The following is a 19,102-nucleotide window of genomic DNA, read 5'->3' as shown; positions in this document are numbered from 1 at the left end:
TGTCTTCAACCTATACCCGAACATAAAAGTTATTGTCTATGATAATAGGAATACTTTAAATTGTCAAATTATTTTTAAGCATTTTAATCACTAAATCATGATTTCAATTTCAAGACCACCATTAGTCATACTTGAAAAAGGCATGTGACTTAATTCTTTTGAAGGCTTTAGAACAATAAAGACATTTTTATGAGATTCTTGACAACTGTAAATATAGTCGATTGAATGCTCAGCTCCTAGAAGTCCTTTTTGTCCTGTTTGAGATACTTTCACCGTAGGTATAATGCCTGACGAAATATTCTGAAGTTTGACCTCCAGTCCCATTTCATGGCTCTCGATTATCGACACATATGATTGGCCATTTTTAAAACGAACATTTCCATTTCCTTTATTTGCTTCTATAGTAAATATAATGGCTTGACCCTGTAGAGGCTGAAATGCAGCATTTCCACCAACCAAGGTGTTGTGTGCAACTACTCCAGTTGTTTCTGCATCTAAAGGCAAACCTTCTGTGCCCATTTTTATTGTGTTGCCGACTGCTCCAACCTCTTTACAGTTCCATAATCTCAAGCCATATAAAGTCAGAGTGTTAACGGTTTTGATTGTGTTGCCCTGAACAGTACCGTCCTGTAAATTTCTAACTAATATTCCACCTGCAATTCTTGGGTGGTTAACATCTATTACATTATTAGAAATATTGCCGGCAAAGTTCGGCTGAGAAGCTATGGAATATCCTGCATATATGACATATGGCTCAAAAATAGTGTTAGTGGTATCTAACTCCACTGGTATTCCATGAATGATATTTCCCTCAATTATGAGACGATTGAATGCTCCTGCAAAGATCACACCCTCTGTGCCAAAGCAATTTTTTATATGATTGTTAGATATGATAGTGTTCATTTCTTGATTTTCTTTTGACTCTCGCTGAACACCGCCAATATAAATGGCTCCTAGAGGGTTTTTGGCATAGCCACAATCCTCGATTTTATTGTTTACTATGATGCAGTCTTTTGTAAACTGGTCTACATTTGTCCATTTATAGAAAACACCACCGACCATCGAGTCTGATATTAAATTGTCTGTTGCGATTAAACCGCCTGCAGCATGACCATCAATAGCTTTCCGCTTGTTTCCTCTTAAAGTACATCCAGAAACTAAAAGATCATTTGCTTTAGGAAACATTGTTCCAAGTGCATTTATACCGTAGCCTGGATCAACGTAAGTATGGAGCTTCGAGGCATTCGGGTGTCCAGCCCGATCGCTTATACAGTTGAGCACTCGAGGTCTTTCAACAGCTGAGAACACAAAATTGCTAGAGTAATTGTCGTGTGCATTACACTCTACGAAGGTAATGTTTGCATTGTTTTCGTATTCTAAGTCTGTTGGCAAATAGTCCCCTAGATGTCCAACCGTGAATCCGGAAAAGTTAAAGCCACTGCTCTCACATGATCTAAAGATAATATTTTTGCAACCTCGATGTACTAAAACACCACTACCTACGTTTCCTATAAATCCACCACCAAATATGCCAAAAGGCTTCCCATCATTTCTGGCGCGCTCACTCGTATCAAAGCTATTGTTTTTTCTATAATTCCAAAAGCCTGAAGTTGGATAGCCTCCAGCTTTGGTCCCTTTTTCTCCATAGCCAGTCACTGGGTCTATTCCTGGAAACTCCCCATACCCCTCAAACTTAATGCCTTCGATTATACAATTTTCACATTGTTGTAGCTCTAAGATCCCTTGGGCATGTGTTCTAGTAAATAACACAGCACCGTAACCAACCAAATGAATTCTTTTTTTCCCCCTAAGTAGCAAGCATGGTTGGTCATTGTTTGGAAAATCATCCAGTTTGGTGTTTTTCTCAAGCCAATAACGGCCCGGTGGAAGGATCAAGGTATCCCCATCCCTAGCATGATCAAAAGCAATTTGAATTAATTCTTGAATCCGTGTACGTCCAGTTGTATCGGCCTTAATCGTCTTAGCTGTTCCACCTTCCATCTCATCTAACATTTCAAAATTACGCGTGATTCCCTGAACGAAGTCCTTTGAAAGTTTGTCCTCAATGTTAGTTGGAATATAATATTTTTTCTTGGGTGTATAATTGGTCATTTTTATATCTCCCCTTTAAATTATTGTTCTAAGATCAACCGGCTGTTTATATATACATCTTTACTTTCGTATCTCCCCCTTTTTTGTGTGCTAAATAACGAATAACCCCCTACTATCAGGATTAGTAATTACTAATTCGATAAGTAGAGGGTATTTTCCTTTACAATTGTTAGTAGAATCTGTATTTCAGTTAAAAAGACCAGTCCATACTATGCTTAATTTCCTATTTGTCAAAGAAGATTTGGTCGTTATGACCGGATAATTTTTTTATGACCGTTCAATCGAGTTTTATGACCGGATAAAAAAATTTATGACCGTTCAGTATAATAAGTTACCATTCAGCTTTTACGAGCAACTAATATAAATCGATGTTCATAGCTTTCTACATATCCTTGAAGCTCCATCACTTTTTCAAGTTCTATTAGACGTTCAAGGCATGAATCGACCGTAAACCCAGGAAATTCCCATTCTATAATTTTAGCGTAGTAAACAATTGCACCTACATCCAAAAACTTTAAAGATGGAAAATACTCACCCTCATATAAAATAGCAAAGCCTTCAGAAGTAAATCTTTTAGTTTCATTCTCTAGATTTAAGCTAGGATATAGGGGCTGAAAGTTATTTATTAATGCATTGGACAGCCACTCGTTGTTCTTACCTCCAACCTGTTGGGTTATAAAGATGCCTCCCTTTTTCAGGATTCTCCGTATTTCATTTACGTCATAGGATTCATGTCGATTAATAATAATATCAAAAACATTATCCTCAAATGGAAGTTCAGAGTCATTGAATACCTGCTTAACGCAAATTCCGAGAGGTTCCAATTTTTCTTTACACAAATTCACATTTGGTTCCCATCCCTCTGTAACAGAAGTCCGTTCGAAGGGATGGCCTAATGTTATCAGAAATTCACCGCCACCTGTTCCCATATCCAGAAGTACGTTCTCTGGAGAAAGAAATTTATCGATGATTTTCCGATAATCCCACGGTGTAGCTTGTTCCTTCCACCGACCTTCCAAATGAGAAAAATCCCACCCTTTAAAGCTTTCAATTTCTTCCATCTTCCAATCTTTTTTCAGAGTTTCTATATTCATCTATGCTACGCTCCTATTCTTAGTTAGTACAAATAAGATAGTGCAGCCTAGGTGATAGCATTAGTACTCGGTTGCATGCTGCTATCCATCAAAACTGCACCGAGTATTTATCTCGTTTGCTTCTAATCACTTAGTTCACATCCTTTAAAGTATTTGTTTACCTAATAAATTTATTTGAAAAATTAACCGTTTTTTTTTAAATGAATCAATTGAATTTTATTTGAAACTGACAGTAAATTAACATTTCTCACCCTTCAAGTAAAGCAATATAAGGCACCTCTTTTTCCCCTACAATTGCAATAACAAATCCCTGACCTGTCTCGTATATTTTGGTGCCGACCGGTAGTATATTGGCTGTTCCATTGTTGAATCCTATTGCACGGTTCTGTTGCTTACTAATTTCAGCAACTTCCTCTCCAATTGTATATTCAGACTCAGTGACCCAATCAATATCACTAGCTTTCGCATAAACGACTTCGTTCATTAGGAAAATATCAACATCCTCTTCGCCCAGCAACTCTCTAGGGGTAGGATTTCCATTTTCGGAGCAGCCCATTAAAAGAAATATTAAAAAGAGTACCAGGTAAAATTTGTTCAAATTAGATACCTCCTATATATGCTCTTATATAAAGTATTCAATCAATAGAAGCTAATTCCCTTCAATTCCCGAAGAATTGTTTAAGGATTTAAAATAAGGAAAAGTCAGGCCTATTATGGATACCGTACAAATAATTGAACCGATGAAGAAATATAAGGGCCGTATCCCCCATGTCTCACTTAAAAGTCCTCCCACTAAAACACCTACTGGCATTGCGCCTCTAATAATAAGCAATCGGACGGAAGCAACTTTACCCATCAATTCATTTGGAACTGATTTTTGAAAAATGGTGATATTATGTACTCCAAAGAAGGCCATCGCAATTCCTGCTATCCCTTCCGTTAAGAGAGCAAGGACAATACTTGTATTGAAGCAAAGAAAGATAAATGTTAGCCCGCCTACAGCTAAGGAGCCTAGCATTAACATTCTACGGCTTCTAGCCTTTACTTTTCCAACCAACATAGTGCCAATCACATAACCTAGTGGGAAGCTAGCCATAAAATATCCGACTTCAGTGTAGGAGCCAGAAAGCTCATCTGTAATATAAGGCAAAGTAATAACCATTGTTACTCCTACACCAAATTGCACAAATGCTAAAAAAATCCCTAGCCAAACTATTATACGCTGCTTAAAAAAATATAAAATCCCTTCTGTAAATTGCTCTAGCCACGTTTTCCTCACAGTAAATGCATTCCTTTTTTCCTGTAAAGACAATAAGAGAATACCACTAGTAAGTAGCGTTAAGCATACTACTAATAACGAGGGGATTAACCCTAGAAACTCAATGATCATACCTCCAACGAAAGGAACTACAAATGTCATTAATCTTATAGCACCGTCATTGTATGCATTCGCTGAAGTCAAAAGCTCTTCAGGAACAATCGTAGGTGTAATAGCTTGATTGGCTGGTGTATAGATCGGTGTGATTAATCCGACAACTATTTGTACTAAATAAATATGCCATACTTCTAATTGATTTGAAGCAAGAGCTATTAATGGAAGAATAAAAATTATTCCCCTAGCCCACTGTGATAGAATCATGATCCATTTTCTGCTCCAACGATCAATGAATGGGCCAATAAATAATTGAAGAATCAATGATGGTATAAAATATAGAAGCCACATACTACTAAGCGCTAAAGTAGAATTGGTCAGCTGATAGATTAAAAATGAGTTACATAGTGTACCTAGGACCCCTCCTAGTTCCGAAATGATATTTCCTATCCATAGTACTAAAAAGCTCTTATTATGAAAAACAACACTCTGTTTCATTGATTTAGAAAGGAATTTAGTTCCATATAAATGGAATCTAAAGGCTTTCTTTTTAAAGTGTATTTATTATCTTTTATTGCAACAATTCTCGCTGACCTTAATATTTTTAAATGATGATGAACAGTTGATTTCCCAAGGTTTAAGTGGTCTGTAATTTCCTGTAATGTATGGTCATTTTCGTAAAGCATTTTTACCATTCGTAATCTAACCTCATCACCCAGCGCCTTATATTTAAGAACTAGTGAATGATTGGGTGTATATGGGTCCTCTGGTGTAATACTTTCATTTGCCACAGGATAATAAAATACTTTTGTACCTTCTAAATCCGCTTCTATATTCCATGGTCTATAGATGTACTGAGGAATTAATAATACCTTTGTGACGCTCGGCTCCGGATGGTAAGTAACTCCGCCTGTAGCCCATTCCACTAATTCAAAACTATTTAAAGTTTCTTTCATCTTACTCTTTGATTCATAATCTGCCTGAAGTATTTTAGTAATCTCTTTCTGCTTATCAATTGTTATAACCTCTTCAACCCAAACGCTCATTATTTTAGTCAAATGCTGTTTAAGCTTATCTGCATCTACTTGGCAGACAAAATCAATATAAGCAGGGTAAAATGGATTATCTTTAGCAATTTCCTTCATTTTTTGTAAAGAAGTCAAATCACCCAATGAAGCACTTTGTCTTAGGTATTGATGTTTTATTCCTAAGTATGGCATACAAGTCAACCTTAGTTCCTCTGCAGATAACTCATCTATATAAGAAGTAAATTCCTTAAGACTCTTAAAATCCTTCACATGTAAAAGTAAAAGCAAAGCTTTCCAAGTATTATTTTCTTCAACATAATTTAACTCTTTTAGTATTCCCGCTGACAAACTACTTTTAATGGAATCCCAAAAAGATGCTTGCTTTTCTAGAGTGTCTAATAGACGTGTATTAGTAATTGCTGCGATACCTAAGGCAGATTCCCATAATATTGAATAGTTAATCTCTACTTCATAAGTTTCTCTTTCTTTACTTGAAAGATTTAAAACATCCATGCATTTCTCTCCTTATAATTCTATTTATTTAGAATATAGCATTCTATATTTTTAGAATAAATAGAATATTAATAAAATGGACAATCTTCTATCTTAGGTGGTTAGAGTTTATAGGTTGGACATAAAGGCTCTGTTAAAGGTTGTTTTTCTTGAGGAGGTATTGTTTGTGTAATGATACACTTAAACTAACGGCGCAGGTTAGTTTAATAATGAGGAATAAAAAATAACTAAATATATCTTTAAAAATAGAGGTGTTTAGAGTGAGATTACTATTTAGTGTATTAAGAAAAATATTGGAGAAAGAGTCTTTTTCACACAAAACATACAACATTGATGAATCTGAGTTTCGAGATTTTATGAATATGGCTATAAAGAAGGATTATATCTCTGTCCTAAAGGATCGTATTGAAATTACATATGCTCCTACAGAAAAAGGATTAGAGTTCCTGAAGTCTAATAAAAGATTCAATAGTGAGGTTCCGAATAGTCCTAAAGAACTACCTCGATGGGTCCGGTTCGAAGGGGAAATTTATATATCAAAAAACAAAAAATCAGAGCCGGTACAGAATAGGTACGAACCGGAAACTATCGAATATTTTCATTGGAGTGAAATTCTACATTCAACACTTAATTCCATCAAAAACAAGGGCGGCATAGGGGAACTATTTATTGATCAACCTGCATCAGAAAATGATGTGCTGCAGATTGAAAGCACTATTGGTTTTGAACTTCCAGAATCATTTAAAAAGGTAGTGATAGATTATTCACGTCGATGTGATTTTTATTGGAATACACAAGAAAATTCAACATGTGTATTGGATGATCCTAATATCTATTCAGCACATGGCGAACCATATATGAACAGGAGTGTATTGAATGGGGGCCTATTTGATTTTGGGCTATGGAATATCGATAAGCTAATCCATTTAAACGCCATAAGGATAGACCATGAGAACATTGATGAAAAGAATGAAGAATTTCACTTTTGGTCAAATTCATTTGTTTTTACAGGGGATGGGATGGGGAATTACTTTGGAATAGACCGAAAATACAATATAGGGGAAGTTATCTATTTAACAAATGATAAAGATTTTCACGGTTGGAGGCTGGGAAAATCTTTTGAATCCTTCTTGAACAACTGGATTCATGTAGGTTGTGCTGGCGGTTTTATCAATGATTATAATGCCCTATCATCACCACACATCCCTTATATTAACAATAAGACAATTAATTCTCTTAAAATAAAGAAATGGCTAGAAATTGTTTAGAATGAGATATCAATGGCTATAGGGTTTTGTATGAAATAGGATATGAAATTTTAAAAGATGGAGACAAGTGGAAATTTAGGTTCTCGAATCTTAAACTAACAAGTGCTTTAATAAAAAAGCAAATCAAAACAATAATGAGCTGGAAAATGTATCTCCAACTCATTTTTTAAAATTATAAATTAACCTGTCACTTTAATATAGCCGATTTAAAAAAGATATGAGTTCAGATGCTCATATCTTTTTTGCAATTTTATCAAGATAGGATGAGATTTGTTCGGAAGTGGTACCATCTCCATATGGATTATTAGCTTGAGCCATGTTTTCATATGCTTGTGGATTATTGAGTAACATTCGAGTTGCTTGTAAAATATCGTCTTTCTCAGTTCCAACTAATTTTAAAGTTCCTGCCTTTACTCCTTCCGTACGTTCTGTACTTTCCCTTATAACTAAAACGGGTATATCTAATGCTGGAGCTTCTTCCTGTATACCTCCTGAATCTGTGATTACTAGATAGGATTTCTTCATAACATGTGCAAAACATTCATAGTCTAGCGGCTCGATAATATGAATAGTGGAACTCTTAGTACTTGCTAGAAAATGATCTTTAACCTCTTTTCTGACATTAGGGTTCGGGTGCACCGGGAAAATAATTTCAATATCCTCAAACTCTTCTACTAGACTGGTAAGAGCTTCGTATATTCCTTTTAGCTTTATAAAATTTTCACGTCGATGAGTAGTAACTAATAGAATTCTCTTTCCTCTATCAAATATTTTTTGCAGATGATCAGGAAAGACATATGGTCTATTTGTAATGTCATAAAGAGCATCTATTACTGAATTCCCTGTTATTATAATTCTTTCTTGTGGAATTCCTTCAGCTAATAAATTCTCTTTGTTTTTTTCAGTTGGTGCAAAGTGATAATCACTTAACTTAGTTACGATTCGTCGGTACATTTCTTCGGGAAAAGGAGAAGAAATATTGTGTGTGCGTAGACCTGCTTCCACATGTGCTACCGAGATACGTTTTAAAAACGATGTATATGCTCCTGCAAATGTAGTCGCAGTGTCTCCTAGAACAAAAACAAGATCAGGTTTTTCTTTATCCAAAACCTCACCTAGTTTTTGTATTAGTTCTGCGGATAATTCCTCTAGCTTTTGATTGGTTTTCATAAGCTTTAGTTCGTATTCGGGTTTTATGGAGAATAAGGATAAAACTTGGTCGAGCATTTCTATATGTTGCCCGGTGTTAACCAAAACAGTTTCAAATTTATTATTCGTTTGAAGCTCTTTAATAATAGGCGCGAATTTGATTCCTTCAGGTCTTGTACCGAATATAATCATCACTTTCATTGTCTGTCACCTTTTCTCCGTTTTTCAAGCTTTATTTTAGTAATATAGCCATCACTTTCTTCAAAATTTGCTTTATAGGAATCTCCCCAACGGATAAGCATTTCATCAACTACCATACGAAACTGTTTATTTAAATTTTCCTTCTGAATAATTGTTATATTTTTATTATGTCTGCGCTGATTATATAAGGTTTGATCAATCCAGTGAACTTTGAAGAGTTCTGCGACTCGTAAAAACATCATGAAGTCTTCAGCAATTAGTGGTTCTCCTCGTAAAGTAGTCATCCATCCGCTTAGCTCTTTTAGTGCAGAATACCGATACATTCTAGGGCAGTGAGTCTGAAAACTCTCTAGAATTTTATATTTATCTTTTAATGGTGAGCCTTTATAAATGTCCCCCTCGACTAAAACGCCGTTTTCCTCATACCAGAGCCTTCTATTTGCAAAAACCATCCCTACTTTAGAGGATAAATTATCCATTTCACTAATCATGACCTCCAAAGTAATGGGTTCTATCCAGTCATCACCATCAAGTTCAAGGACATATTCACCCAACACATAGTCTAAAGCAATATTTAATGCTTCTGCTTTAGTCCGTTGCTTAATATGAATAGGGATAGTACGGGTATCATGTAAACTATATATCTCTTCTAAGGTATTATCCGTAGAGCCAACGTCTACAACTATTACATGAAAGTTTTTAAAAGTTTGATCAAAAACACTTTGTAAGCATTTTTTTATAAAGTTCCCATGATTGTGAGCAGTAATTATTACTGAAACCTTAGGTATGTCTCCATTTTTCGTTCGATGTTCTAAGCTAGCAGACATGCTGTTAAGATATAGTTCCTCAGGAGGAGTAAGAGTTGTTAATGAGTGTTTCCCGTTTAAGCGATATTCCATTAAGGGTTCAGGTATAAAAACAAATTCTCCTTGTTTCATTAATCTAATCCAAAATTCATAATCAGATACTAAGTCGTATTTAGAATCATAGCCACCAGTCTTTTCAAAAGCCTCTCTTGTATAAAGAAAAGATGCACCGATGAAACTGACCATCATGATCTCTTCTTTTGAACGATTCATCATCTTGTATAGAGCTGGGTAAAAATATGGAGTGGAAGGATGCGGCATTCCATTTTCATCAATTGGACTATACATGGAGTAAACGAGAGCAGTATTTGATGGTGAAGTGTTCATAGTTTCAACTAACTTTTCTAGGAAATTGGGAGCTTGTCTATTGTCACTGGAGATCCAAGTTAAATAGGAACAATCTTTGAGTTTGTCAAATCCTTCATTTAATGAGTAGGCAATTCCTTTGTTTATCTTCCTATCGATTATGATGAAGTCGCAAGTTAAGTAACTGGATAATTCATAAACGGTTTTAACGGTTTCCTCATTTGCACCATCAATTACAATCACAAGTGAAAAATTTTTATAGGTTTGTTGTTCAATAGCATGTACACATTCAATCAAATATTGTTTTTCTTGATTGTAAACAGGCATTACGATACCTACCTTATTTGGTATACGTTCGATATTATTTTGCTTTGTACTTGTTTTTAAATGACTTTGCTTATCTTTAGGCTTACTTGGTAACCAAAAGTGCTTTTTATTTTTAAAGAACATATATTCACTACTTCCTATTATTTATACCGAATTTCACATCGGTTAAGTAGTATATGAAACCCTTTCTAAGAGAACACGGCTTTTATCTAGTGAATAATTAATGGGAATACTTCGCTAGGGGTACCATCAGGAAAATGCGGATTTACAACGTTAAGGAATTTTCAATACTAAAAACCATGCTTTGACATTGTCTAAAGCATGGTTTTTATTTAACTTATATAAATCTGCTAAGTTGATTTTTTTAGCTCATCTATTTATTGAATTCATTAACTGGAAGAAGTATTCAGGTTTATGAGTCTTATTTAGGTTATACCAGGAATGTAATGTATCTGGTGCAAATACATCTAATTTTTTTAATACTTCCATCGTAAATTCCAGAGGTGCAACCCCTGATGCAGTAACCAAATTCTCACCAGATACCGCAGGTCTCATCTCATAATATTTTTCTCCTTTATAATTAGGGCAGACCATTTTAATATACTGTAAGTCATTGCTTGTGTGTTTTCTAGAATCTAAGTATCCCATATTCGCAAGAGCCTCAGTTGCACCACAAATTGCAGCGACAATAGTGCCGAGCTTTAAGGCTTCGCCAATTTTTTTCATGATTGGTTGATGAATAACTTCTCCCCAAGTAGTCCCTCCAGGCAAAACTAAAAGATCTTTACTCTCAAGAGTACACTCATCAAGGGAAATGTCTGGTTTTATACTAAGTCCCCCCATCGTGGTAATCATTTCGCTATTAGCTCCTACTGTAACTACTTTTAAAGGTACTATATCTTTTTTGAAATATCTTCCTGTGTTTAGTTCGGCAATTAAATACCCATATTCCCAGTCTGACATTGTGTTAAATACATATAGATAAACTTTTTTTGTTTGCATCCAATAACACTCCCAATCACATTTATATACTAATTATAATATAACTTCCCTGACAGCTAGCGTCAGGGAAGTTATCATACTTGATGAAATTTTATTAATTCCGACAGAACTTCAATAAGTCTTTTTTTTAGACTTATTGGCTCTATAATTTGAATAGATTTACCGTACGGTAAAAGTAAATGAGGTATATATGTATGTACTATATCTCTTTCAAGAAGGAAAACTGCTTGATTTGAATTTCGTTCATGTAAATAATGTCCTAAAAACCAATGTTGGCAAACATCATTCAGCGTACTTTCATTTCCATTAATAACTAAAGAAGTAATCCCTTCCTTATCTTCTATAGTAGGAAGGAGATTTTTCATAAAAAAGTCACGTGCTGAAAAATTTTCTGGTCGGTTAAACTTTTTTGCGGTTAGCATTAGACTTTCAATTCGATTTACTCTAAAACTACGGATATCATTCCTAAGATGACAAAAGCCAATCACATACCACTTATTATTCCAATAGATAATTCTGTACGGATCGACCAATCTATAATTTAATTGCTTTTCGCCACTTTTATGGTAAAGAATTTTTACTGAGTACCCGTCAGTTACAGCCTGCTCCAACTCCTTCAAAAAAGGTTCCATAGAGAGTGAACTTAATCGACTTATTACTTCAAGACTAGTTAAATGTTGGTTTATCTTTGTTTCCTGCTCTTGATTTGAGTATTTACTTAGTTTTGAAATGGCCCTATTTAGTGCTTCACCTCCATAATATCCGGCTTCTTCTGCAAAAACAGCAGCGTGAAATAGTGAAGTTTGCTCTTCAAAATCAAAAAAAAGAGGTGCCTCAATAAAATTGTTCAATAAAGTGTATCCACCGTTATGTCCTGGTTCTGAAATTATAGGTACGCCACTCGTTGAAATTGTATCAATATAACGATACACAGTCCTTATATTCATCTCTAACTTTTCTGAAATTTGTTTTGCAGTAATTTTTTCACCTGAACGAAGCATCCATAGAATCGCTAACAGATTGTCAATTTTAGGCATATATTCCCACCTCTATATGGAACTTTTTTTCTATTCTATATTTCCGCTCTTTGGTATATCTCATCAAAATTTCCTTTCCGATAGCTTTCTATATAATGAGATCCTAGATACATATGTGATTTCACAAATTTGATTTACAGTCATTTCTCCCTCTTTATAAAGCTTTACTGCATAATTCATTCCTGCATAGTTTTTGTGCTACTTCTTTAACCGACCTTTAAAATTTCCTTCTTTCTTAGCCAGTTCAATCCCTTCACGCTGCCGCATACGGTTAAGATCACGTTCTAATTGGTTTACACCCGCCATAACAGGAATTAAGAATTGGCTGTAGGGATTATCTTCTGATAAATCTAGCCATGTATCTTTTAAGGATTTTAAAATTGCCTTTTTACTTCGTATGTTATCGATTAATTCAAATAAATCTTGTTTAATACGAGTAATCCGAGTTAAATCCGAACATAAATGATGTCACCTTCTTGTATTTCCTCTAACATTTTTTGAAGTTGCTGTAATTGACTTGAAGGATTCAGGCAAGTTGAACTGACACGTATATAACCGATTTTTCGCAAAATATCACCTCGTTTTTGAGACAAGTCTTATGAGACACTCTTAACTATGATTTTATCTGTCTCCGACACTTGTATCAATAGAGTACACTCTATTGTTATTTAATTAAATTAATTAACTGAATAATTACAGAAATGAGATGATACTTTATGAAAATTCCGAGAGGTAGAGAATTTCTTACACCGGAACATTGACGGGCTCTTATGCAAATTCCTGAAGATGAGTGGGATGCTAGGAACCTACTACATTTGGGTTCATTTGGCTCACAATCCCGCCGTTGTCGCCGCCTGCCGCTACAATTATGCTAATTAATGAATTAAAAAGAGCATCTTTTCTTTTGTAATGTAGTGTTCACCTTCATTACAGGAAAAGATGCTAAATTGTGTTTTTCTTATTAGAAATATACTTATCGTTAACTAAGAAAACTATCTTTGAATTGTTGTTCTTTCCACATAAATGTAATCCCTAGGCCGACTGCCATGATTATACCCGCGAAAATGTATGGAAAATTGATGTTAACATCAAACAAGATACCACCTAGTGCAGGTCCAATAATATTTCCTAAACTCGTATATGTTGAGTTCATGCCCGCAACAAATCCTTGTTCTTTTCCGCCTGCTCTGGATAAAAATGTTGTGAGTGCTGGACGGAGTAAATCGAATGCAAGAAATATAAAGCTCGTTACTATAAGGACTATTATAAAGCTAGAAATGACCGTAGAAATGAATGCCAAAATCACTCCTATAATTAGGCAAATTTGAATTAGTTTTTTTTCGCCTAAAAGGTCTACTAACTTTCCAAACATAAATACTTGTACTACTACTCCAAATATGGAACTTATGGTAATAATGACAGCGATGTCCTTTGGTGTAAAACCAAACTTATGATCAGAGAATAGGCTAAAAACCGTTTCGTATGCAGATAGACCAAAGGCTAAAACAAATATAATAATGAAAGCTATAAAGTACATTGGTTTTAGTGATTTTTTTAAATCGCCTACAAAATTGGTTTGTTTACTGTTAGCTGATATTTCCGCTAATTCTTCTTTTGAAAGTGGTTCTTTCAGTATAAACAAAGAGGAAATACAGGCGATAAATGCTATTCCTGCTGCAAAGTAGAATGGCAATCTAACCCCAAATTCTGCTATAAATCCGCCAATCCCTGGCCCTATGATAAAACCTGTGCTAATGGCTGCTGAAATATAGCCCATTGCTTTAGGTCTCTCCTGAATCGTCGTAATATCAGCAATATATGCTGTAACACCCGGCATAATAAATGCAGCACTAACGCCTCCTAATACTCTTGAAAGGTATAGTACCCAGACGTTTGTACCCGCCCCAAAAATAAGCTCGGAAACACTAAATAATAGTAAACCGATGGTAATCATTTTTTTACGACCAAATTGGTCTACCCAGCGGCCAGCAAATGGAGATGTGATCAGTTGAGCGACAGCAAACACTGCTACTAAATAACCCATTGTGCTTCCGGACAAATGCATGATATTCATAAACGATGGCATCACAGGAATAATGAGTCCTATTCCTAAAAACGCGATGAAAATATTACTTAATAAGATAATAATTACTGATTTTTGTTCTTTTATAGATTTATTCATATATACACTTCTTTCTTTACTATCAATGAATAGATATGCCTCGCCAAAATACTTTCCACGAGGCATTTAGCCTCTCGTGTAAACGTTTTTCTTCATTGACATATACCAGTTCAAGCATCATTGAATCTACCATGCTTAGAAATGCATAAGTCAATATTAACGCGGACTCACCAATAACCAAATTTTCATCCATCCATTGTTTAAATTTGTCTTCTAACATAGCTTGCACTTGTTTCTCTATATCAAGTACATCCTCTTCAATTTCCTTCGCTAAGTGAGCAGGTGGGAAAAATGACATACGTAACCAAAACTTTAAATGCTCATCTTTTTGAAAAAGATTAATGACCATTTGCAGGAATCCATACAAATCATTCTGGGGATCCTTAGAGTTTAATGGACGAAAGTACTCTAACTTAGTATCCAATTCAGTTTGCTTGGCATCTCTTAAAACCTGAAGAAAAAGGTCATCCTTACCTTTATAGTGTGCATAAATAGACTGTTTTTTCATACCCACATCTTCAGCGATTTGGGAAAGCGAAGCACCTTCATAGCCGTGAATTGTAAAATATTTAAGAGCTGATTCTTTGAGCTCTTGGCTTTTCACATCTCTCACTCCTTTTAACGAACGTTCGTCAGTTATATTAACAAAATTTAATCATGGAAGCAAGTTAATTAGATCAAAGTATTAAAAAATTCCACAAAAAAGCATCAGGATATAATCCTGATGCACTTTAGTTACCTATTGTTAAGTCCTTTACTTCATCTGAATTCGCCTTATAAGTAATATCCTCTAAGTTAGTTTTAAGCTTTTTGCTTACTTCGTTTATAGAGTTTTCATCTGCTATAAAATACCAGAGATCATGGCCAGCCTCTTTATTGTATATGGTTTTACCTGTACCATCTAACTGTAAGTGTTCAATGGGCGTTCCTTTTATCTGCTGATACATTTTAGCTAGCTTTATATAGTCTGAGGAAGGAATATTGGTTTTGACATTTTCTCCAACATCCTTGATTAAATCATCTATTTTAGTAATCATACTCACATTGGTCATTTCGCTTAAAAGTGATTGGATGACTTGCTTCTGTCTTTCATTTCGTCCTTTATCACCCTCTGGATCTTTTTTACGCATACGTACATATGCTAGAGCCTCGTCTCCCTCTAAAAACATAGGTCCCTCTGTATAGGTCTTCCACTCAAAATTAGCGAGTTGAATTTTAAAGGTAAAAGGAACGTCGACTTCGACCCCTCCCAAAGTTTCAACTATATCCTGGAAACCTTGAAAATCTGTCGATACGTAATAGTCAATAGGTATCCCTAACATGTTTTCTATTGTATCAGTTGTCCAATTAATACCACCATTTGAATAAGCATGGTTTATTTTGTCTTCTTTATCTAATCCTTCTATATAAACTAAAGTGTCTCTAGGTATGCTAACCATTGACATTTTGTTGGTAGTTGGATTGACTGTTGCAACAATTAGCATATCTGATCGACCATATTTTTCATTTTCTCCATGCTCAATGCCAGCTAAAAGTATTGAAAACGGAGACTTAGCTTTTACTTCTTTCGTACTTGTGTCTTCTTCAAGGTCCTTAATCAATGGCGCAAATATTTTATTATTTGCATGCTTTGCCTCCCACGATAAATTAATGGCAAAGAAAATGACTGCAGACATCAGTAAAATAGAACTAATCAGTATAGTATATATAACTTTCTTTCTTTTAAAAGTCTTTCTTTTCACTCGACTTCGAGAATTTTTCATCTTGTTCTTTTCTCCCTTAAGTCTAATATATGTTTTTCTTGAAATTATCTTATAATTATTTTTCTAAATTATACCATTTATATTTTTAATTACAAGTTTATAAAGACTTTTAGGTTTTATTCATGAGACTATTTTACTTTTTCATGTATTTTTAAATTGGTCTGCTAGAGTAATATTTCTCTTGAAATAATCAGGGAATTCATCACTACTTAATATTTGCTCAGTCGTCAGCCAAACTATTTCATCCACTTCTTCTCTGCATTTGACGTATGGTTCACCAAATGAATGGTCACAGACAAAGACAATATCAACAACAGATTTTCCAGTATCTGATATAAAGGAAGAACTGTTTACATATTGAAGGTTTGTAACTTCAATACCTACCTCTTCTTTGATCTCTCGGTGCAACGTTCTTTCAAATATGTCAATTGCATCACCCTCTTGATCTACTGTGCCACCCACAAATGCCAAACTTCCAGCAGCATGTTCTTCCTTCTCGCTTCGTTTCACTAAGAGCCACTTTCCCTCTTTGTATATAGCGCCCTCCACATTAACGATGAACATTTAACTCCTCCTTAAATGTGTATATTTTAAATTCTCCGTTGTTTGAGGAATAACATAAGATATTTTTATCTTCAGGTATTCCTTTGAAGTAGGCCCCTATACATCCTGTAGTACAACGATGACCGGTTATAAGTATATTTCCACTATTACTTTTATATTGCTCTTCAAGCTGCACCATGAAATCAAATATACGCCCAACATAGGATTTTATATCCTCCACGCCTTTGTATATAGTTGGATCAGGTATTGCACCTTTTAGTTTTACTTCTTCTTTTTTTGATTGATCTGCCTCTCCTAAGTCAAAAACGTCTAACCTAGAATCTACTATAGGTTCTAAATTTGTTATAATTTCAGCAGTTTGAACTGCTCGTTCTTGGGGAGAAGAAAAAACTAGATCAAATTGTACAGTTTTTAACATTTCTTTCATTTCTCTTGCTTGCTGTTTACCTTTCTCGTTTAAAGGTAGACCCATGCGTCCTTGTAATCTGCCTTCTTTATTTAAATCTGTCTCTCCGTGACGCACTACATAAATCATTCGGAATGCCTCCATATTTGTTTAATCGTATATCGTATCTTTATCCGGATTGTGCAGGTATTCAAACATAGTGATTATTTGTGATTCTGTGTTTCTGTTAGTAGAAAGTGGCGGTAAATTAGTAGGAGAGAAAAATTGAACATTACTTGTCTCGACACCGCTTGCTGGTGTCCCTCCAATTATTTCGCAGCGGATAAATATTTTATAATAATGATATGCCTCTGGTGGATGAGGATGCTTATTTTTGTCCAATAATGCAAGCAATTTAATAGGTTTTACCTCATACCCGGATTCCTCTTTTATTTCTTTTACAATATTTTCAGATGCAGATAACCCAATATCGCAAAAACCACCTGGTAAGGACCATTTGTTGTCGATACTCTCACAAACCATGAGAATCTTGTTATCCTTGAAAACTACTCCACGGACGTCTACTTTGGGAGTTTGATAACCTGTTTCATTAGTAAATAAATCCTGTACCTTTTGAAATTCTATTCCTGTATGTCCCGCTATAATTTCAGCACTTATAGCTCTTAATTCCTCGTATCGTTCGATATCGTATATATCCTTAGAAAAGGCTAATCCAGATTGTGATAAAGCTTGAATCCTCTTTGCCCATTCCAACCATTTTTGGCTCATTTCATAACACTCCTATGTATTAGAGACATTTTTAAATTATTGTCTATTACTTTTAAAAAGATAAATAGATACTTTGTCTGACTTTGCACCTTGCCTCTGTATGATCCAATAGAGAAAAATTTATTTAGCTGTGGAGTTACATACACTTTTTTAGGGAAGACACTGACTCTGGCAGTTTTACTTTGTAAGTGCTAACTGATAATAATCAATGAAGCATTAAACTTAAAAGTCTAAAAATTCACATTAAATATATCATTATGGCTCGAATAAAGATAGAAAAAAATTAAAAGCTGCCGACATTTGTATGTCACGGTAGCTATCAAGGGGAAAAAACTATTAAACTATTATCAAGCAATTCACACTTTATAAACTCAAATAAATCGTTTTCAAGCGCTATGCTAACCACCGACACGGCCTCAGACTTCTCCCTCTCTACGTTCAGTTCTGGTGCTTCAGGCCAAGAGGATGTCGGTCACAAAGGCGTTGCCAATTGAAAAAGCTCTCCACTTGGACTTGAATCTGACTAATGAATTGAAAAACCTAGATTGTGGAACAAGATTCATCTTTTTTCATAGATTTTAATTAAATCGTAGAGAAGCTGTATTTGTAGTTCGTATTGACTGTACATATTGTGAAAAATAAGTTCTGTAACTTCATCCGCTTTCATATGTTCTTTCTTAACTTGAATACCTCTTTTTTGCTGTTCTAATTCTGTTTCAATTTGTAATTTTTGATTATAGAGAGCTTCTAAAACATCATCTTTTGGAAGGTCTTGTATAAAGCTTAATGCTGTGTATAGATTACTTGGCAGGTTAACAGATTGTTCCTGCAATGTTTCTTTTAGCAATGTTTGAAATTCCTTTTTGCCATGTTCAGTGATTCTATAGATGGCTTTACTTCTGTTCCCAATATTCTCTACTGCTTCTAGCTCTACTAGTTGCTCCTTTTCCATTTTCTTAAGAGCGTGATAGATAGAACCAGCTAAGATTCCTGCCCAACGATCCGCTTCACTTGTTTGAAGTGTTTGTTGAATTTCATAACCACTCATCGGCTTCAATTTTAGTAGGCCTAATACCATCAATCTTGTCATAAAGTTCTCCTCAATTATAAATAATCAATATTGAGTATTATTATAGCACAAGAC

General features: G+C 34.8%; 17 protein-coding genes and 1 pseudogene. 1 reads left to right on the top strand and 17 read right to left on the bottom strand.

What is annotated here, in order from left to right; genetic code table 11:
• Positions 1-90: 90 nt before the first annotated feature.
• The 5 genes from ACQKNZ_RS11255 to ACQKNZ_RS11235 all read right to left on the bottom strand — a co-directional run bounded on the left by ACQKNZ_RS11255 (position 91) and on the right by ACQKNZ_RS11235 (position 6,119).
• Positions 91-2,112, bottom strand: coding sequence for a hypothetical protein (locus tag ACQKNZ_RS11255; protein WP_427659742.1), 2,022 nt, complete (start codon positions 2,110-2,112; stop codon positions 91-93).
• 338 nt (positions 2,113-2,450) lie between these two features.
• Entirely contained in the window at positions 2,451-3,206 is a 756-nt protein-coding gene (locus ACQKNZ_RS11250; protein WP_427659740.1) for a class I SAM-dependent methyltransferase, read from the bottom strand.
• Between the two features lie 247 nt (positions 3,207-3,453).
• Positions 3,454-3,804 carry a hypothetical protein gene (locus ACQKNZ_RS11245; protein WP_186318063.1) on the bottom strand — a complete coding sequence of 117 codons (351 nt, stop codon included), beginning with the start codon at positions 3,802-3,804 and terminating at the stop codon, positions 3,454-3,456.
• Positions 3,805-3,855: 51 nt separating this feature from the next.
• Positions 3,856-5,076 (bottom strand): MFS transporter, encoded by a 1,221-nt coding sequence (locus tag ACQKNZ_RS11240; RefSeq protein ID WP_427659738.1) that lies wholly within the window; start codon positions 5,074-5,076, stop codon positions 3,856-3,858.
• Positions 5,073-6,119, bottom strand: coding sequence for an ArsR/SmtB family transcription factor (locus ACQKNZ_RS11235; RefSeq protein ID WP_427659736.1), 1,047 nt, complete (start codon positions 6,117-6,119; stop codon positions 5,073-5,075). Before ACQKNZ_RS11235 ends, ACQKNZ_RS11240 begins: the two co-directional genes overlap by 4 nt.
• Before the next feature lie 260 nt (positions 6,120-6,379).
• Between ACQKNZ_RS11235 and ACQKNZ_RS11230 the strand changes: the two genes are divergently transcribed.
• Complete coding sequence (locus ACQKNZ_RS11230) at positions 6,380-7,387, top strand: SMI1/KNR4 family protein (RefSeq protein WP_427659734.1); 1,008 nt, start codon at positions 6,380-6,382, stop codon at positions 7,385-7,387.
• Positions 7,388-7,618: 231 nt separating this feature from the next.
• Here ACQKNZ_RS11230 and wecB read toward each other — a convergent pair whose 3' ends face one another.
• The 12 genes and pseudogenes from wecB to ACQKNZ_RS11170 all read right to left on the bottom strand — a co-directional run bounded on the left by wecB (position 7,619) and on the right by ACQKNZ_RS11170 (position 19,048).
• Positions 7,619-8,737, bottom strand: coding sequence for a non-hydrolyzing UDP-N-acetylglucosamine 2-epimerase (gene wecB / locus ACQKNZ_RS11225; RefSeq protein WP_151109766.1), 1,119 nt, complete (start codon positions 8,735-8,737; stop codon positions 7,619-7,621).
• A complete protein-coding gene (locus ACQKNZ_RS11220) occupies positions 8,734-10,359 on the bottom strand; it encodes a glycosyltransferase family 2 protein (protein ID WP_154310772.1) in 1,626 nt (541 codons plus the stop codon). The genes wecB and ACQKNZ_RS11220 overlap by 4 nt, the downstream gene beginning before the upstream one ends.
• 246 nt (positions 10,360-10,605) lie before the next feature.
• Positions 10,606-11,238 (bottom strand): type 1 glutamine amidotransferase family protein, encoded by a 633-nt coding sequence (locus ACQKNZ_RS11215; protein ID WP_427659731.1) that lies wholly within the window; start codon positions 11,236-11,238, stop codon positions 10,606-10,608.
• A 74-nt stretch (positions 11,239-11,312) separates the two neighbouring features.
• Positions 11,313-12,275 carry a helix-turn-helix transcriptional regulator gene (locus ACQKNZ_RS11210; RefSeq protein WP_191697131.1) on the bottom strand — a complete coding sequence of 321 codons (963 nt, stop codon included), beginning with the start codon at positions 12,273-12,275 and terminating at the stop codon, positions 11,313-11,315.
• 63 nt (positions 12,276-12,338) lie between these two features.
• Positions 12,339-12,844: pseudogene (locus ACQKNZ_RS11205) on the bottom strand (recombinase family protein).
• Between the two features lie 410 nt (positions 12,845-13,254).
• Positions 13,255-14,457 (bottom strand): MFS transporter, encoded by a 1,203-nt coding sequence (locus ACQKNZ_RS11200; RefSeq protein ID WP_427659728.1) that lies wholly within the window; start codon positions 14,455-14,457, stop codon positions 13,255-13,257.
• A gap of 22 nt (positions 14,458-14,479) precedes the next feature.
• Entirely contained in the window at positions 14,480-15,061 is a 582-nt protein-coding gene (locus ACQKNZ_RS11195) for a TetR/AcrR family transcriptional regulator (protein WP_151109756.1), read from the bottom strand.
• Positions 15,062-15,188: 127 nt separating this feature from the next.
• Positions 15,189-16,220, bottom strand: coding sequence for an LCP family protein (locus ACQKNZ_RS11190; RefSeq protein ID WP_427659726.1), 1,032 nt, complete (start codon positions 16,218-16,220; stop codon positions 15,189-15,191).
• A gap of 141 nt (positions 16,221-16,361) precedes the next feature.
• The gene (locus ACQKNZ_RS11185) at positions 16,362-16,784 is read right to left on the bottom strand and encodes an NUDIX domain-containing protein (protein WP_144536319.1); all 423 of its coding nucleotides are present in this window, start codon (positions 16,782-16,784) and stop codon (positions 16,362-16,364) included.
• Positions 16,771-17,319 carry a histidine phosphatase family protein gene (locus ACQKNZ_RS11180; protein WP_191697132.1) on the bottom strand — a complete coding sequence of 183 codons (549 nt, stop codon included), beginning with the start codon at positions 17,317-17,319 and terminating at the stop codon, positions 16,771-16,773. The genes ACQKNZ_RS11185 and ACQKNZ_RS11180 overlap by 14 nt, the downstream gene beginning before the upstream one ends.
• Before the next feature lie 21 nt (positions 17,320-17,340).
• Positions 17,341-17,958 carry an NUDIX hydrolase gene (locus tag ACQKNZ_RS11175; RefSeq protein ID WP_144536314.1) on the bottom strand — a complete coding sequence of 206 codons (618 nt, stop codon included), beginning with the start codon at positions 17,956-17,958 and terminating at the stop codon, positions 17,341-17,343.
• Positions 17,959-18,517: 559 nt separating this feature from the next.
• Positions 18,518-19,048, bottom strand: a complete 531-nt coding sequence (locus ACQKNZ_RS11170; RefSeq protein ID WP_427659723.1) for a PadR family transcriptional regulator — start codon at positions 19,046-19,048, stop codon at positions 18,518-18,520.
• Positions 19,049-19,102 lie beyond the last annotated feature (54 nt).

Origin of the sequence: Psychrobacillus sp. NPDC093200 (assembly GCF_050280345.1) — a bacterium.
GTDB lineage: Bacteria > Bacillota > Bacilli > Bacillales_A > Planococcaceae > Psychrobacillus > Psychrobacillus faecigallinarum.
The sequence above is the reverse complement of the archived record's forward strand: the minus strand, read 5'-3'. Positions and strand labels throughout refer to the sequence as shown.

Coding starts and splice junctions, on each gene's coding strand:
- ACQKNZ_RS11170 (WP_427659723.1), bottom strand. CDS start 19,048: ATGACAAGATTGATGGTATTAGGCCTACTAAAATTGAAGCCGATGAGT.
- ACQKNZ_RS11175 (WP_144536314.1), bottom strand. CDS start 17,958: ATGAGCCAAAAATGGTTGGAATGGGCAAAGAGGATTCAAGCTTTATCA.
- ACQKNZ_RS11250 (WP_427659740.1), bottom strand. CDS start 3,206: ATGAATATAGAAACTCTGAAAAAAGATTGGAAGATGGAAGAAATTGAA.
- wecB (WP_151109766.1), bottom strand. CDS start 8,737: ATGAAAGTGATGATTATATTCGGTACAAGACCTGAAGGAATCAAATTC.
- ACQKNZ_RS11210 (WP_191697131.1), bottom strand. CDS start 12,275: ATGCCTAAAATTGACAATCTGTTAGCGATTCTATGGATGCTTCGTTCA.
- ACQKNZ_RS11255 (WP_427659742.1), bottom strand. CDS start 2,112: ATGACCAATTATACACCCAAGAAAAAATATTATATTCCAACTAACATT.
- ACQKNZ_RS11240 (WP_427659738.1), bottom strand. CDS start 5,076: ATGAAACAGAGTGTTGTTTTTCATAATAAGAGCTTTTTAGTACTATGG.
- ACQKNZ_RS11200 (WP_427659728.1), bottom strand. CDS start 14,457: ATGAATAAATCTATAAAAGAACAAAAATCAGTAATTATTATCTTATTA.
- ACQKNZ_RS11235 (WP_427659736.1), bottom strand. CDS start 6,119: ATGGATGTTTTAAATCTTTCAAGTAAAGAAAGAGAAACTTATGAAGTA.
- ACQKNZ_RS11185 (WP_144536319.1), bottom strand. CDS start 16,784: ATGTTCATCGTTAATGTGGAGGGCGCTATATACAAAGAGGGAAAGTGG.
- ACQKNZ_RS11190 (WP_427659726.1), bottom strand. CDS start 16,220: ATGAAAAATTCTCGAAGTCGAGTGAAAAGAAAGACTTTTAAAAGAAAG.
- ACQKNZ_RS11215 (WP_427659731.1), bottom strand. CDS start 11,238: ATGCAAACAAAAAAAGTTTATCTATATGTATTTAACACAATGTCAGAC.
- ACQKNZ_RS11180 (WP_191697132.1), bottom strand. CDS start 17,319: ATGATTTATGTAGTGCGTCACGGAGAGACAGATTTAAATAAAGAAGGC.
- ACQKNZ_RS11220 (WP_154310772.1), bottom strand. CDS start 10,359: ATGTTCTTTAAAAATAAAAAGCACTTTTGGTTACCAAGTAAGCCTAAA.